We start from the raw sequence: 15,959 nt of genomic DNA, 5'->3' as shown, positions 1-15,959 counted from the left end.
GCTGGGTCCGCTCGAACAGTGGCTGCGCCAGGTCTTCTTGCCGAGCATGCCCGCGGACGCGCTGCTCGTCCTCGCCGGCCGTACTCCGCCCGCCGCCGAGTGGCGTACCGACGCACAGTGGTGGCACGCGCTGCGCAGTCTGCACCTGCCGGGCCTGGACGACCGTGAGGCCGCCGTGATGCTGCGCAAGAGGCAGGTGGCGGAGGCGGACATACCCGTCGCCGTGCGTGCCGCGCACGGGCTGCCGCTCGCCCTGACGCTGATCGCCGACGCGAGGGCCCGCGGCACCGCGACCGAGGAACCGCACCCGCACTGGGAGCTGCGCCACTCCCCCGACCTGGTCCGCGAACTGCTGCGCCTGCTCCTGCGCGAGACGCCCTCGCTGGCGCAGACGGACGCGCTCTACGTCCTCGCGCTGGCCAGGATCACCACGGAGGAACTGGTGCGGCACGGGCTGGAGACGTCGGCCCAGGAGGCGCGGCAGCTGTGCGCCTGGCTGCGGGGGCTCTCCTTCGTGCGGAGCACCGCGGAAGGGCTCGTCCCCCACGAGTTGGCGCGCGACGCGCTGCTGGCCGACCTGCGCTGGCGGGGCACCGAGAAGTACGAGCGGCTGCTGGGACAGTTGCACCGGCGCCTCGCACACCGGCTGTCCCAGCGGACGGGCGACCGCTGGGCGAACGGTGCCGACCTGGCGTACGTGGGACGGCACAACCGCGTCCTGCGCGACGCCTTCGACTGGCGGGACGCGCACCGTCTGGTGCCGCGCCCCGCACGCCAGGACGACCTGAAGACCGTCCTGGCCGGCGTCGCGGAGGAGCACGGCAATCAGGCGGCGCTCCTCGCCGAGCAGTGGTGGACCCATCAGCCGTCCGCCTTCGCCGTCTTCGAAGACGCCCGGCGGGAGGTCGTGGACTGGCTGATCGCCCCCTGCCTGGAGACCGGTACCGCCGCGATGCCCGACGATCCGGTCGCACTGGCGGCCCTGGAGCAGGTCACCGCCTGGGCGCCGCTGCGCCGCTGCGAACGGCTGCTCCTGACCCGCTGGAGCACCGGTGCGCACGGCGCCTCGCCCGCCGTCGCCTTCGGTCTGACGGCACTGTGGGCGACCACGCCGGGTCTCGCGGTCAGCTGGACCGCCACCGTCGGAGAACCGGCGCCCCTGCCGTCCGTCCTCGCGCTGTACGGACACCAGCCGGCCGACGCCGTCCTCGACGTCGACGGACGGCGGGTGACCCCGTTCGTGCACGACTGGCGTCTCGTTCCGTTCGGGCCGGTGGAGCCACACCCTGCCGACGAGGCTGCTGACGGACGAGCCGCCGGCCGCTCGGGCTCCCGCCGCCGCGGCCGGACCGCTGATGCCGTGGCCGGACTTCGCGGACGCCGTCAAGCAGGCGTACCGCAGCATGCGGGACACCCGGCGGCTGGCCGAGAACGCACTGCTGGACACCCGGCTGGTCCCGCCCGGGAGCGGCGCCTCGGCACTTCGCGAGGTGCTGACCGAGACGGTCGCGCGGCTGCGCTCCAGCCCGGGCCAGCAGCAGTTGGGCACCGTTCTCGACCTCACCTACCTCAGCGGTCCCCGCAGTCAGCAGGCCGCCGCCAGCCGTGCGGCCCTCTCGTTCAGCACCTACAGGCGCCGGTTGTCGACCGCGCTGACGAAGGCCGCGGAACTGCTGCGCGAGCGCGAACTGTACGGACAGAGCGGACAGCACGGGGAGTGAAGCGGTCTGGCTGTCCTGGCCCGGTGCGTGTGCCCCGCCGGGCGGGCGTCACTTGCCGCGTGCGTGGCGGAAGCGGTCCAGGCCGTCACCGAGGTCGACGAGGCGGTCGGGGTAGCCCAGGGCGGCGAACTCCTCCTCGCCGAGCTTCCACGGCTCGTGCACGTACCGCTTGGGCACGTCGGCCAGTTCGGGCACCCACCGCCGTACGTAGCCGCCCTCGGGGTCGTACTTCTTCCCCTGGGTGGTCGGGTTGAGCACCCGGTTGGGGCGGGTGTCGGTACCGGTGCCGGCCATCCACTGCCAGTTCATCTGGTTGTTGGCGATGTCACCGTCCACCAGGTGGTCGAGGAAGTGGCGGGCTCCCACGCGCCAGTCCACGTACAGGGTCTTGGCCAGGAAGCTGCCGACGAGGAGACGCCCCCGGTTGTGCATCCAGCCCTCGTGCCGCAGCTGCCTCATGGCGGCGTCGACCACGGGGTAGCCGGTGCGCCCCTGGCGCCACGCCTCGGTCTCGGCGCGTGCCTGCTCGCCGGTGCGCCAGCGGTCGTGGTGCGTACGGTAGTCGGCCCGCGAGGTGCGCGGCCGTGCCGCGAGGACTTGGTGGTGGAAGTCCCGCCAGGCAAGCTGCCGTACGAAGGCCTCGGCACCGGGCCCGCCCTGCCGGCGGGCGCGGGCCACCAGTTCGGCCGGTGAGAGGGTGCCGAAGTGCAGGTAGGGCGAGAGGCGCGAGGTGGCGTCGGCGGCCAGGTCGTCGTGGCGGTCCTCGTAGGCGTCGATGCCGGAGCGGAGCCAGTGCGCGAAGTGCTTGCGGCCCGCGCTCTCCCCGCCCTCCGGCACCCCGGGCGAAACCCCCTTCGTCCGCGTGCGCGAGGGCACCTTCTCGGACGTGATGCCCTCGACGGCGCGGATTCGCCGGGGCGCTGCCAGCGGGTCGCGCCGATGGGTGTCCTCCCAGCGGCGGAAGTAGGGGGTGAAGACGGCCATGTGGTCCTTGCCCGCCGGGGTGATCTCGCCGGGGGCGACGGCCGTGACGACCCGGTCGTGCACGCACAGCCGCCGCCCGGCGGACTCCAGCGCCGCACGGAGCCGCTCCTCGCGGCGTGCGGCGAAGCCGCTGACGTCCGCGGCGACGTGGACCTCGGCGGCGTCGGCCTCGTGGGCGACCCGGCAGACCTGTTCGACGACCTCCCCGGTACGCACGATCAGCCGCGCCCCGCGCTCCCGCAGCCCGTGGTCGAGGTCGGTGAGGCAGTCGGCGAGGAACGCCATCCTGTTGGGTGCGGCGTAGCCCGCGGCGTCGATGCCGGTGTCGCGGACGAAGAGCGGAACGACGCTGTCGGCCGCCTTGGCGGCGGCGCGGAGCGGTGGGTTGTCGCGGAGCCGTAGGTCACGGGTGAAGAGCGCGACGGCGGCGGTCATGGGGCTGCTCCAGCATCGGTGACGGCGCCGGGGGGGGCGGCCCGAGGTGCGGCCGCCCCGGTGCGGGGCGCGGGTGGTCCAGCATCCCGCCACGTGCGCCCTGGGACGGGCTGATACGTCCGCCCCGGCGTGTCGGCACAGCCTCTGCTGCACAAGGTGCGCGTTCCCCGACGCGCTCCGTCCCGGCGCGCTCCATCCCGGCGGGGAAGGCGCCGGGACGGAGCGCGGGAACGCCGGTCAGCCGCCGTTCGTGTAGCGCGCGAAGCCGTCGATGAGTCCCTGACGGCTGGGGTTGTTGAACTCGCGTACGGAGAAGTCCCGCATCAGCGACGTCTCGGTGGGCCGGTAGAGGCCCTTCTCGTAGTAGCCGGCGCCTTCGAACGTGCCGGTCTGCCCGCCCGCCGGGTCGTCTTTTCCGAGCCAGGTGTGCCACTTGGTCTGCCGCTGCGCCATCTCCTGCGCGCTGTAGGTGCTGATGTTGACGTCCTCCGGCTCGGGCCCCTGGTAGGTGCCGGACTCGCCGTAGCCGTACTCGTCGGCGAGCCTGCCGATGGAGTGCGCCATCTCGTGGACGGCGATGAGGCCGGAGGCGGAGTTGTCCGAGGAGAGGGTGGAGACCCCGTCGAAGGGATAGCCGGTCAGCCTGTTGTACCCGGCGCCGCCGTACTTCGTGGAGTTGGCGACGACCACGACGATGTCGGCCGCGGGTGCCTGGGCGGCGTACGCGTTGACCTTGTCCAGGTCCGCGCACAGCAGCCGCTCCAACCCGTCGCACCAGAAGTACGAGCTGAGGGCGGTGTCCCGCCGCACGTCCTGGGAGGGGTCGCCGGAGACGCCGGACTCGTTCGAGACGGCGTCCACGGTCCACACGTTCATCTTGTCGGTGTTGCTGCCGTACGGCTCCACGGCGGTGACCTCGGCCCACTGGGCCTCGGCGTCCGCGTGGAAGTCGGCGAGCTGGTCGGCGGTGTAGCCGTCACCGACGAGAACCAGGTCGAGCCGTTCCGCGCTGGGCCCGGTCCGCCGCAGCGCGGAGACGCGTCCGTCGGCCGCGCTCTCCTCGGCGCCGAGGGCGGTGTGCGGGGCGACGGCGTCCTTGGGCGTGGCGGTGGGCACGCCGGTCCGGTGTCCTGTGGGTCCTGAGGGCCGGAAGGACTCCACCGTCTGGCTGTCGGCGACGTGGGCGGGCCGCGCCGTTCCCCGGGTCTGCGGGGAAGACGGCTCGGCGTGGGCGCTCGTGGTCACCGCCGCGGCGGACAGCACGGCGGTTGCGGCGGCCAGGGCGGCGAACCGGCGTATGCGGGTGCGCGCGGCGGGTCGTACGCGTCTGGGCATGGCTGCTCCAGGAAGTGGGGGGCTGCGCGGCAGAGTTGATAAGCCGCTTGGTAAACGTGCTTAACTGGCCGCTCAACATAGGACGTTGGGCAGTGCCCGACAAGACTCCGTGCCCGGACCGCGTCCCGGAACGGGCGGGGCCCGGCGAGGAGTGGGGACATACCGTGGCCGAACGGTCCGAGACGGTGGGCGAGCGCGTGTACCGGCTGCGCACCCAGCGGGGCATGACGCAGCGCCAGGTGGCGGCCCCGGCCTACACCGCCGCCTACGTCTCCACCGTGGAGGCGGGCAAGGTCCGCCCCTCTCAGAAGGCGCTGCACCATCTGGCCGACCGGCTGGGCGTGGACAGCCGGGAACTGCTCACAGGACAGCCCGCTCACCTGGCCACCGGCCTGCGGCTCGGGCTCACCGGCGCCCAGCACACCCTCGCCACCGGAGACACCGCCGAGGCGGCCCGCGCGTTCGCCGGGCTGCTGGCCGAGGCCGAGGAGTACGAGCTGACAGAGGAGAGCGCCGCCGCCCAGCTCGGGCTCGGCGAGTGCGCCCTGGAGTCCGGTGACCTCGCGCAGGCGCACACGTGCTTCGAGGCGGCCGAACGGCTCCTCTCCGACGCGGCACCGGCCCGGCGCGCCCCCGCGGTGCGCGGACGGGCCGTCGCCCACCTGCTGGCCGGCGAACTGCGCTACTCCTGCTACCTGCTGGAGAACGCCCTGGACGAGCTGAACAACTCGGGACACCACGATCCGGACGCGCTGCTCCTGCTCTACACGGCGGCCATCGCCCCGTACCTCGACATGGGCGCGCACGCGCGGGCGGCGCACGCGGCGGAGCAGGCGCTGTCCCTGGCGCCGTCGGCCACCGACAGCGCGCGTGTCGCCGCCATGCACCGTTCGGTGGCCCGCACGCTCCTGGCGGAGAACCGGATCGCCGAGGCCGACGCCTCCCTCGCCAAGGCCGCCGAGCTGTACCGCGGGCTGCGTCTGCGCACGGAGCTGGCCCACTGCCACTGGATGCGTGGTTACGTGCACGCGCAGAGCGGCGGTCTGGAAGCGGCCGAACGGGAGATGCGGACCGCGCGCGAGATGCTCGCCGCCAAGCGGGCGACGCTCTACGCGGAACAGGTCGAGGTGGAGCTGGCCGACGTCGTACGGCGCCGGGGCAGGACGGACGAGGCGAAAGAGCTTCTGCGCGGCGTACTGGCCACGGCGGGCCAGGAGCGAGCGGCCGTGCACGCCGGGGCGGCGCACCGGCTGCTGGGGCTGATCGCCCAGGGGGCCGGGGAGCTGGAGGAGGCGGAGGAGCACTACGTGTCGGCGCTGTCGCTGCTGGAGCGGGCCGGAGCCGCCGGCGACCTGGCCGACGTGTGCCGCCTGCTGGGTGACCTCCTGCGCCGCGCGGGCAGGACGGAGGCGGCCATGGACGCCTACCGCACCGGCCTCGGACCGCGCATGACCCGGGGCGTCACCACCCTCGGCCCGGCCCCCGCCGCACCGCCCGCGTAGGCGTCGGCGACCGCGTCAGGGCCGCGCTCGGGACGGGCCTGGGGCGCGGTGGGACACGTCCGGGGAACAACGGCGCGGACGGGGGCGTTGTGTACGCTTCCCCGGCAGCGCACTCGGGTGTCCCGCATCGATCGATGTGAGCGTTTCGTAGTCTGGACACTCGAAGGCGTACACCGTGCCGCCAGGGGTACGGTTGCGTCGGTCTCACGCCCACGATTCCCGAGGAGCTCCGCGAAATCCCCCATGACTGCTGACCCGGACAAGGCTGAATTCGACCTTCTCTACGAGGACGCGAAAGCGGGCGTCGCCGAGGCGCGGCGGCACGTGCTCGACGCCTCCGCCGACGGGCCCGACAGCGACCGGCTGGCCGACGCGCTGGACGAGCTGGAAGCGGCGCTCGCCCACCGCGAAGCGGCCCGTCTGCGCACCCGCGACGACGCCTGGCTGCTGACCGCGCTCGGCGCGGCCAACGCCATCGATCCCGAGTTCCACGGCGACGCGGGACCGGGCCCCGAAGGGCCCGCCGACTGAGGCTTCCCCGCCTCCCCGGCAAAACCCCCCGCCGGGCAACCGGCGGCGGGCGCATGCCCCCGGCAATCGGCCCGTTGGCCGAGAAGCGCCGCCACGGGGCCCGGTCGTCCTGCGCGGTCTTGTGGGGTGCGCCCGGTAGCGGTTTCAGTGTGGTGAGCAGCTCACGTCCGGTACGCCACCACCACGTGGACCGAGGGGGCGGGCATGACCGTCATCGCGTCAGGGGAAGTGCGGGAACTGCTCACGGAGGAGGCGGCGCTCGCGCGGGTGCACGGCATCTGCTTCAAGACCGGCCCGCCGCGCCGGGTCGGCGTCGAACTCGAATGGCTGGTCCACCCCGTCGACGGTTTCCCACCGGCACCGCGGACGGGCAGTGTGCGGCAGGCGGCCCCCGGACGTGAGCACGTCGGCGCGGCCGCGCTGGAAGCGGCGGTGTCCGAGTTGCGGGACCTGTCGCTGTCGTCGGTGGTGTCCCTGGAGCCCGGCGGACAGATCGAGTTCAGCTCTCGCCCGTCGGATTCCCTCCCCGCGTGCATCGAGGCGGTCGGCGCCGACCTGGCCGCTGCCCGGGAGCGGCTGGCCCGCCACGGCATGCGGCTGGTGGGCAGGGGGCTGGACGAGCGGCGCGGCCTCCGGCTGCTGGACGCCCCGCGCTATCGCGCGATGGAGGCCTTCTTCGACCGCACAGGACCGGCCGGGCGGACCATGATGCGCTCCTCGGCGTCCGTGCAGGTGTGTGTGGACGCGGGCGTCGCGGGGCGCGGACCCTTCGGGCTCCGGCGGCGCTGGTTCCTCGCTCACGTGCTGGGGGCCGTGCTGACGGCCGCGTTCGCGAACTCTCCGGTGCTGGAGGGCGACTGGGCGGGCTGGCGGTCGGGGCGCCAGGCCGTGTGGGCGGCCCTGGACGGCTACCGCAACCTCTCCCCTGCTCCGGTGAGCCGGGAGAACCCGCGTTCGCTGTGGGCCCGGCACGCGCTGGACGCGCCGGTGCTGTGCGTGCGGTCGCGTGAGGGCCCGTGGACCGTGCCCGGGGACGGCATGACCTTCCGCCAGTGGATCGGCCACTGGTCGGGCCGCGGCCGGCGGCACGGCTCGTCCCCGGGCCCTGACGGTGCCGCTCTCCGGCCGCCGGGTCGATCCGACCTCGACTACCACCTGACCACGCTCTTCCCTCCGGTGCGGCCCTGCGGCCACCTGGAACTGCGCATGATCGACGCCCAGTCGGGTGACGACGGCTGGATCGTTCCGCTGGCCGTGACGACCGCCCTGTTCGACGACGCCGTCGCCGCGCAGGCCGCCTTCCGGGCCGTGCGGCCGCTGACCCACCTGTGCGCCGGCGCGCCGGCGCCGCGCAACGCCCTGTGGGAGCGTGCGGCCAGGGACGGGCTGAGCGACCCAGGGCTGCACCGTGCCGCGGCCGCCTGCTTCGCCGCCGCCCTGGAAGCGCTGCCGCGGATGGGCGCGGACCGGAGCGTCGTCGCGGCCGTCGGCGACTTCACCGCCCGCTACGTGACCCGGGGCCGCTGCCCCGCCGACGACACCCTCGACGCGTGCGGCAGCGTGACCCCCGCCGCCGCTCCCCCGCCCGCCGCGCCGTCCCGTCCCGGGGGCGACGCGGGAAAGGAGAGGTCCCGATGACCGCCGGCATCACGCAAGACGGAGCCGGGCTGCGCGCGCGGGCGCTCGACGCCCTGGACGCGGCGCGCCGGCGCACCCTCGGCCTCGCCGACTGCGTCGAGGACGGAGAGCTGACGGCACAGCACTCGCCGCTGATGTCGCCACTGGTGTGGGACATGGCGCACATCGCCAACCAGGAGGAGCAGTGGCTGCTGCGTGCCGCCGGCGGCCTGGACGCGCTCCGCCCCGAGATCGACTCCCTCTACGACGCCTTCGAGCACCCACGCGCCGACCGTCCGGCGCTTCCGCTGCTGCCGCCCGGCGAGGCGCGCGGCTATCTGACCCAGGTGCGCGGTCGCGCCCTCGACGTGCTGGACCAGGCGCGCTTCAGCGGGGCGGGCCGGCTGCTGCACGGTGGTTTCGCCTTCGGGATGATCGCCCAGCACGAGCAGCAGCACGCCGAGACGATGCTGATCACCCACCAACTGCGGCGCGGCCCCGCCGCCCTGAGCGCTCCCTCTCCCGGGCCCGCGCCGTCCGACGTGGCGTCGCTGCCGTCGCAGGTGGCGATACCCGGCGGCCCGTTCACCATGGGCACCGACGACGAGCCGTGGGCGCTGGACAACGAGCGCCCGGCCCACCGCCGCGAGGTGGGGGCCTTCCACCTCGACACGCTGCCGGTGAGCAACGGCGCCTACCTGCGTTTCGTCGAGGACGGCGGCTACCAACAGGAGCGCTGGTGGCATCCGGCGGGCTGGGAGCAGGTGTGCCGCCACGGATGGCAGGCTCCGCTGTTCTGGCGCAGGGACGGTGCCGGCGGATGGTGGCGGCGCCGCTTCGGGGTGTCGGAGCCGGTGCCGCCGGACGAACCGGTACTCCACGTCAGCTGGTACGAGGCCGACGCGTACGCCAGGTGGGCGGGGCGGCGGCTGCCGACGGAGGCCGAGTGGGAGAAGGCGGCCCGTTTCGACCCGGCCACCTCGGGCAGCCGCCGCTTCCCGTGGGGCGCACAACCGCCGGGCCCGCACCACGCCAATCTGGGCCAGCGCCACCTTCGGCCGGCCCCGGTCGGCAGCTACCCCGAGGGGGCCTCCGCGACGGGGGCGCGGCAGCTGCTGGGCGACGTGTGGGAGTGGACGTCGAGCGACTTCGGCCCCTACCCGGGCTTCGCCGCGTACCCCTACCGGGAGTACTCCGAGGTGTTCTTCGGGCCCGCGTACAAGGTGCTGCGGGGCGGCGGTTTCGGGGTGGGCGCCGTGGTGGCGCGGGCGACGTTCCGCAACTGGGACCACCCGGTGCGCCGGCAGATCTTCTCCGGGTTCCGCACCGCCTGCTCATCGCCCTGCCGGGAGGGCGGCTGATGTGCCGCCACCTCGCCTACGTGGGGCCCGTGCGCGCCCTGGGCGATCTCCTGGTGCGGCCCGAGTTCTCCCTGGTGCGCCAGTCGTGGGAGCCGCGCCGCCAGGGCCACGGAACGGTGAACGCGGACGGCTTCGGAGTCGGCTGGTACGCCGAGGGCGACCCCGTCCCGGCGCGGTACCGCCGCACCGGCCCCGTGTGGGCCGACGGCTCGTTCAGCGATCTGTGCCGCGTGGTGCGCTCCGACGGCGTGCTGGCAGCGGTGCGGGACGCCACGGACGGCTGCGCCGGCGGGGAGGCGGCCGTCGCCCCGTTCGGCGCGGGCAGCTGGCTGTTCAGCCACAACGGCGCGGTCACCGGCTGGCCCGCCTCGGTCGCCGACGTGGCCGCCCGCACGCTGAGCACGCGGGAGCTGCTCGACGTGGAGGCGCGCACCGACGCCGCACTGGCCTGGGCGCTGGTACTGCACCGGTTGCGCTCCGGCGCCTCGCTCGTCGCGGCCGTGGCACAGGTGGCGGCCGCGCTCGCACGGGCAGCACCCGGATCGCGGCTGAACTTCCTGCTCACCGACGGGCGCGCCGTGGCAGGGACGGCGGTGGGCGAGTCGCTGTGGGTGCTGGCGCGGCCGGGAGAGTCCCTGACAGTGGCCTCGGAGCCGCACGACACGGATCAGGACTGGCAGCAGGTGCCCGAGGGGTGCGTCGCCGCAGGGGACGCCGCACACGTCGAATTTCTTGGCTTGGAGGATTCGTGAACACCCCCCGTTTCTCCCTCACCCGCAGTCTGCCGCCCGGAGCCACCTCGGCGGCGCTGGCGGCCGATGTGGCCCGGGGCCTGTCGCGCGTGCCCAAGGAGCTGCCGCCGCGGTGGTTCTACGACGCGCGGGGCAGCGAACTGTTCGAGGAGATCACCGGCCTGCCCGAGTACTACCCGACCCGGGCCGAACAGGAGATCCTCACGCGGCACGCCGGGGACATCGCCGGCCTGTCCGGGGCGGGCGCCCTGGTGGAACTGGGATCGGGCTCGTCGGCCAAGACGCGGCTGCTGCTGGACGCGCTGCCCGAGCGGCTGGTGTACGTGCCGGTGGACGTCAGCTCCTCGGCGCTTGAAGCGGCCGGGCGCGCGCTGCTGGCCGAGCGCCCGGCGCTGAGGGTGCACGCCATGGTCGCCGATTTCCTGGCCGGGCTCCCGCTGCCGGCCTCGCCCTCCCCCCGTCTGGTGGCCTTCCTGGGCGGCACCGTCGGCAACCTCCTGCCGGCCGAACGCGCCCGTTTCCTCACCTGGCTGCGCACCTCGCTCGCCCCTGGCGACGCGCTGTTGCTGGGCACCGATCTGGTCAAGGAACCCGCGGTGCTGGTGGCCGCCTACGACGACGCGCGGGGCGTGACCGCCGAGTTCAACAGGAACGTCCTGCGGGTGCTGGCCCGCGAGCTGGACGCGGACTGCGATCCGGCCGATTTCGACCATGTCGCGGTGTGGGACGCGGAGCGCGAGTGGATCGAGATGCGGTTGCGTGCCCGTGCGGCGCTGAGCGTGAAGGTGCCGGCGCTCGACGCGAGCTTCGACTTCCGTGCGGGTGAGGAGCTGCGCACCGAGGTGTCGGCCAAGTTCCGTCCCGAGGGGCTGCGGGCCGAACTCGCGGGCAGCGGCTGGCGCCTGGAGCGGATGTGGACCGACACCCGGAGCCGTTTCGCGCTGAGTCTCGCGTTCCCGGCGCCGTGAAGCGGGCCCGCCCGAGGCGAGCGCCCCGGGCGGGCCCGCTCGTCACGTCCAGTCGGCCTCGTGCTCGGCGCTGTCCGTCAGCGGCATCTCGGCCCAGATCGTCTTGCCGTGCGGCCCGTAGCGGGTCCCCCAGTGCTGGGCGAGCTGGGCGATCAGGAACAGGCCGCGGCCGCCCTCGTCCACCGTGGCGGCACGGCGCAGATGGGGTGCGGTACTGCTGCTGTCGGACACTTCGCAGGTCAGGTAACGGTCGCAGAGCAGTCGCACGGTGACGGGAGGCGCTCCGTAGCGGACGGCGTTGGTGATCAGCTCACTGAGGACGAGTTCCGCGGTGAAGGCGGTCTCCTGAAGCCCCCATGCGGTCATCTGGTCCATGCAGGCCGCCCGCACCCGGCCGACCGCCTCGGGGTCGCTGGGCACCTCCCACTCGGCGACCCGGTCGGGCGGCAGCCTGCGGGTGGCGGCGACGAGCAGCGCGATGTCGTCCCTGTCGGTGTGCGACCTGCCGGGCAGCAGCGCCTCCAGGAGGGCACCGCAGGTCTCGTCCGGGTCGCGGCCCGCGCGGGTGACCGCCTCCAGCAGCGTCTCCAGCCGCTCGTCGAGGTCGCGGCCGCGCGAGCGGATCAGGCCGTCGGTGTAGAGGACCAGCCGGCTGCCTTCGGGGACCGTCAGGGTGCGCGTCTCGAACGGTGAGGTGCCCAGCCCGAGAGGGAGGTTGGCCGGCACGTCCAGGAGCGCCGTCGTCCCGTCGGGCCGGGCCAGCGCGGGCGGCGGGTGGCCGGCTCCGGCGAGGTGGCACTGGCCGGTGGCCGGCTCGTACAGCACGTAGAGGACGGTGGCGCCGGTGACCGTCTCGGTCTCCGGGTGGCGGGTGGGGTCCTGGTCGATGCGGACCACCAGCTCGTCCAGGTGGGCGAGGAGTTCGTCGGGCGGCAGGTCGAGCGAGGAGAAGTTGTGCACGGCCGTGCGCAGCCGTCCCATGGTGGCGGCCGCGTGCAGCCCGTGTCCGACGACGTCGCCGACGACCAGTGCCACGCGGGCGCCGGGCAGCGGGAGGACGTCGAACCAGTCGCCGCCGACCCCGGCCTGCGCGGGCACGTAGCGGTAGGCGGCGTCGACCGCGTTCTGGTCAGGCAGCCCGCCCGGCAGCAGGCTGCGCTGCAGGGTGACGGCCATGCCGTGTTCGCGGGCGTAGCGCCGTGCGTTGTCGACGCAGACCGCCGTGCGGGCGACCAGTTCCTGTGCGGAGGCGAGATCCTCGGGCTGGTAGGGCTGCTGGTCGCGGCGCCAGAAGCTGGCCAGTCCGAGAACGGTGCCCCTGGCTCGCAGCGGCACGGTGATCCGCGAGTGGAAGCCCGCGGAGAGGATGTCCGCGGCGCCTTCGGGGTCGACCCCGCGCCACTCGGTGGCGGCGGCCAGGTCGGGCTCGAAGACGGGTGCGACCTCGACCGTGCCTCCCCTCGTGCGGAAGGCCACCGGCGGGATGCGCGGCCTGCTGCCCAGAGGCTGCAACGGGTGGTCGCCGACGGCCGAGCGCAGTGCGACGCGCCGCACGGTGGCGGTGGTGGGGTCGGGCAACGGCTCCTCTCCCTCGATGACCGGGTCGAGCAGGTCGACGCTCACCACGTCGGCGAACCGGTCCACGGCGACCTCGGCCAGTTCCTCGGCGGTGCGCTCCACGTCGAGGGTCGTGCCGACGTGCAGCCCCGCCGTGTAGAGCAGTTCGAGACGCTGGGCGGCGACTTCGGCCTGCCCTGCCACGTCCCGCAGCTCGGTGGTGTCCCGCAGGGTGGTGACGGTGCCGCTCGGGTCGCCGTCCCCGCCGGTGGGGCGCTGGTTGACGGCCAGCAGCCGTTCGCCGACGGGGTGCACCTCGTCGGTGGCCGTACGGCCCGAGACCAGCAGCGCTCCGACACCGGACGGCAGGCGCAGCGCGCCGATGCGCTGCCCCTGCGCGCCTGCGGGCAGTCCCAGGAGCCGGTGTGCCTCGTCGTTGGCCAGGAGCAGCCGCCGGTCGGCGTCGAGCACGAGGACGCCCTCGCGGACCGCGTGCAGGACCGCGTCGTGGTGCTCGTACATCCGGGTCACCTCGGTAGGGCCGAGGCCGCGTGTCTGCCGTTTGAGCCGCCTGCTGATCAGGCCCGCGCCCGCGGCGGCCGGCAGGAGCGCGCCGACGGCGCCGACGCCGACCCAGGGCAGTTCCGCATCGAGCCGGTCGGAGACGGTGGCCAGGTCGACGCCCGCGGTGACGAGGCCGACCACCTTGCGGTCCGCGTTCCGTACGGGCGCGACCGCCCGCACGGAGTCCGTGGGCTCGCCGCGGAAGTGTTCGAGGTAGGTCTCCCCGGCCAGTGCCCGGCCGAAGTCTCCCGCCGCGCGCCTGCCGATCAGCTCGGTGAGGGGATCGGAGAGGCGCACGCCGTCGTCGTCGAGCACCGCCACGAAGTCGATACCGCACGCGTCGCGGGCCCGCAGGCTCACGGGTTGCAGTGCGGCCGTCGGCCGGGCGGAACGCAGGGCCGCGGCGGTGGAGGGTGCGGCCGCCAAGGTGCCGGCGCACGCCAGTGACCGGTCGCGGGCGCTGCGCACGTCGGCGGCGCGGGCCTGCCAGGCGAGGAGGGCGGCGCCCGCCAGCACCAGCAGCAGGACGATCGCCAGTTGCAGCGCGAACACCTGCGCCGCGACGCTGCGTCCCGCGAACCGTGCTCCGCGCTCCCCTGACTCGGGGGCCCGTCGCCACCCGCGCCACCGCTTCAGCCGTCTTCGCCACTCCCGCGCCATAGAGCATGGTCTACCGCCCTTTGCACGCGTTTTCGCGGACGCGCCTCCCGGGCAGCGGGCGACGCACCTCGCGTGGGTGCGCCTTCTCGGGCACCGGTGCGGTGGGCGACACGCACTGTTACTGTACCTACTGGTATGTACAGTCAGCAGAGAGGACACGCCGTGCCCTTCGTCCGGATCGATGCCCTGCGGGCCGACGCCGACCGGCTCGACGCACTCGGCCGCGCCGTCCACGAGGCCCTGGTGGAGACGCTCGGCATCCCGCCCGACGACAGATTCCAGGTGCTCGTCAGCCACGACGGCTCCACCGGCACCCTGCGCCACGGCACCTACGGGGGGATCCAGCGGGACGACGGCATCGTCTACGTCGCCGTCACCATGCGCGCCGGGCGCACACCGGAGAGCAAACAGGCGCTGTACCGGCGCATCGCCGAGTTGGCGCACGCATACGCCGGTACCGAGCCGCACAACGTCTTCGTCACCGTGACCGAGAACGCCTGCGCCGACTGGTCGTTGGGGAACGGCGTGGCGCAGTACCTCGCACCCGAAGGGGCCGGCGGGGCACCCGGGGCGGCCGATGACAGCTGAGCGCCCGTCCGGCGCAGATCACGGATCGATTGCTTCGGTCCTCGCCCATTGACCTGGCCACCGGTGAAGTTCTAGGTTCCCGCCATCGATAGGAAACTTTCCTAACGAATCCGCCGCCCGTGCACCGCCGCCCGGGCGGCCCGGACGGACGGGGCTCCACCTTGGCCACCACACACGCCGACTCCAGCGGCATACCCGGCACCCCGGCAGCGCCCGGGACCCCGGGAACGCCACGCGTGCTGCGGGCGATGAACGACCGGGCCGCACTCGACCTGCTCGTCGCCCACGGGGCACTGACCCGCACCCGGATCAGCGAACTGACCGGCCTGTCGAAACCGACCGCCTCCCAGCTCCTGAGCCGGCTCACGGAGACGGGGCTCGTGCGGACCAGGAACAAGGAGCGCGGCAAACCCGGTCCCAACGCGCTGCTGTACGAGATCGATCCCGCCGCCGCACACGTCGCCGCGCTGTCGGCCGACCCCTGGGGCATCTCGGCCGTGGTCGCCGACATCACGGGCACGGTCGTCGGCCGCGCGCGCGTCGAGGCCGACTCGGTGGCCGACCACGTACGCCACCGCACGGCGCAGTTGGTCAAGGAGGCCGTCGACGGCGCGCTGGCGGACGCGGGCCCCGGAACCCGGGAGCCGCACACCACGGTCATCGGCACACCCGGCGCCATCGACCCGCACTCCGGTGAGCTGCGCTACGCGCCGCACCTGCCCGGCTGGCACTCCAGGACCCTGCGGTCCGAACTGGCCGAGGTGCTCGGCGCCCCCGTCACGATCGAGAACGACGTCAACCTCGCTGCCATGGCCGAACAGCACGAGGGTGCCGCCCAGGACCACGACAACTTCGCGCTGGTCTGGGTGGACAACGGTACGGGCGCGGCCATCGTCGTGGACGGGACGCTGTTGCGCGGTGCGACGGGCGGCGCGGGCGAGATCGGCTACATGCCGCTGCCCGGGGCGCCGCTGGCCCGGGGCGGCCCCGGCGAGTACGCGACAGCGCGGGCGGGCGGCGGCTTCCAGAGCCTCGTCTCCGTCTCGGCCGTCCGCGAACTCGCGGGGGACAGGCCGCTCGCCGACGCGCTGGCCGACCCGTCCGTGCGCGAGGAGACCGCACGTCGGCTGGCGGCCGGGATCGCCGCCGTGGTCGCCGTCGTCGATCCCGAACTCGTCGTCTTGTCGGGAGCGGTACCGCAGACGGGCGGCGAAGAACTGCGCGCGCTGGTCGAGCAGGAGCTGACCGGGCTCGCGCTGCCCCGCCCGCTGCTGCGGATGAGCGATCTGGACGGCGACCCGATTCTCACCGGCGCGCTGCTGTCCGCCCTGGCACAGGCGCGCGAGCAGGTGTTCGACACCGCCTGACGGCGGTCACCGCGCCC

Annotated in this window: 11 protein-coding genes; 8 read left to right on the top strand and 3 right to left on the bottom strand. The window is 74.0% G+C overall.

The features are described 5' to 3' along the window. Positions 1 to 1,769: 1,769 nt before the first annotated feature. Both MMF93_RS31040 and MMF93_RS31035 read right to left on the bottom strand, forming a co-directional pair. Positions 1,770 to 3,140, bottom strand: a complete 1,371-nt coding sequence (locus MMF93_RS31040) for a cryptochrome/photolyase family protein (protein ID WP_242756483.1) — start codon at positions 3,138 to 3,140, stop codon at positions 1,770 to 1,772. Positions 3,141 to 3,377: 237 nt separating this feature from the next. Continuing rightward, entirely contained in the window at positions 3,378 to 4,475 is a 1,098-nt protein-coding gene (locus MMF93_RS31035; RefSeq protein ID WP_242756482.1) for a M64 family metallopeptidase, read from the bottom strand. A gap of 164 nt (positions 4,476 to 4,639) precedes the next feature. Here MMF93_RS31035 and MMF93_RS31030 point away from each other — a divergent pair, with 164 nt between their 5' ends. The 6 genes from MMF93_RS31030 (at position 4,640) to egtD (ending at position 11,206) form a co-directional block, all read left to right on the top strand. Beyond that, positions 4,640 to 5,977: a helix-turn-helix domain-containing protein gene (locus MMF93_RS31030; protein ID WP_242756481.1), complete on the top strand. Its 1,338-nt coding sequence runs from the start codon at positions 4,640 to 4,642 to the stop codon at positions 5,975 to 5,977. A gap of 243 nt (positions 5,978 to 6,220) precedes the next feature. Next, positions 6,221 to 6,508 carry a hypothetical protein gene (locus MMF93_RS31025; RefSeq protein WP_242756480.1) on the top strand — a complete coding sequence of 96 codons (288 nt, stop codon included), beginning with the start codon at positions 6,221 to 6,223 and terminating at the stop codon, positions 6,506 to 6,508. Between the two features lie 204 nt (positions 6,509 to 6,712). Further along, positions 6,713 to 8,146 (top strand): ergothioneine biosynthesis glutamate--cysteine ligase EgtA, encoded by a 1,434-nt coding sequence (gene egtA, locus MMF93_RS31020; RefSeq protein ID WP_242756479.1) that lies wholly within the window; start codon positions 6,713 to 6,715, stop codon positions 8,144 to 8,146. Beyond that, a complete protein-coding gene (gene egtB / locus MMF93_RS31015; protein ID WP_242756478.1) occupies positions 8,143 to 9,486 on the top strand; it encodes an ergothioneine biosynthesis protein EgtB in 1,344 nt (447 codons plus the stop codon). Before egtA ends, egtB begins: the two co-directional genes overlap by 4 nt. Next, positions 9,486 to 10,238 carry an ergothioneine biosynthesis protein EgtC gene (gene egtC / locus MMF93_RS31010; RefSeq protein ID WP_242756477.1) on the top strand — a complete coding sequence of 251 codons (753 nt, stop codon included), beginning with the start codon at positions 9,486 to 9,488 and terminating at the stop codon, positions 10,236 to 10,238. Before egtB ends, egtC begins: the two co-directional genes overlap by 1 nt. Continuing rightward, complete coding sequence (egtD, locus tag MMF93_RS31005; protein WP_242756476.1) at positions 10,235 to 11,206, top strand: L-histidine N(alpha)-methyltransferase; 972 nt, start codon at positions 10,235 to 10,237, stop codon at positions 11,204 to 11,206. The genes egtC and egtD overlap by 4 nt, the downstream gene beginning before the upstream one ends. Before the next feature lie 42 nt (positions 11,207 to 11,248). Here the strand turns inward: egtD and MMF93_RS31000 are convergent, their stop codons facing one another. Next, positions 11,249 to 13,987, bottom strand: coding sequence for a SpoIIE family protein phosphatase (locus MMF93_RS31000; protein WP_242756475.1), 2,739 nt, complete (start codon positions 13,985 to 13,987; stop codon positions 11,249 to 11,251). Positions 13,988 to 14,149: 162 nt separating this feature from the next. On the opposite strand from MMF93_RS31000, the gene MMF93_RS30995 reads away from it, so the two are divergent. Together MMF93_RS30995 and MMF93_RS30990 are read left to right on the top strand one after the other, a co-directional pair. Next, complete coding sequence (locus MMF93_RS30995) at positions 14,150 to 14,575, top strand: tautomerase family protein (RefSeq protein WP_242757865.1); 426 nt, start codon at positions 14,150 to 14,152, stop codon at positions 14,573 to 14,575. Positions 14,576 to 14,823: 248 nt separating this feature from the next. Continuing rightward, positions 14,824 to 15,942, top strand: a complete 1,119-nt coding sequence (locus MMF93_RS30990; RefSeq protein ID WP_242757864.1) for an ROK family transcriptional regulator — start codon at positions 14,824 to 14,826, stop codon at positions 15,940 to 15,942. The last annotated feature ends 17 nt before the right edge of the window (positions 15,943 to 15,959 follow it).

The sequence above is a fragment of the Streptomyces tubbatahanensis genome, from assembly GCF_022699385.1.
GTDB classification, from domain to species: Bacteria; Actinomycetota; Actinomycetes; order Streptomycetales; family Streptomycetaceae; genus Streptomyces; species Streptomyces diacarni.
This window is presented reverse-complemented; position numbering and strand designations above follow the sequence as displayed.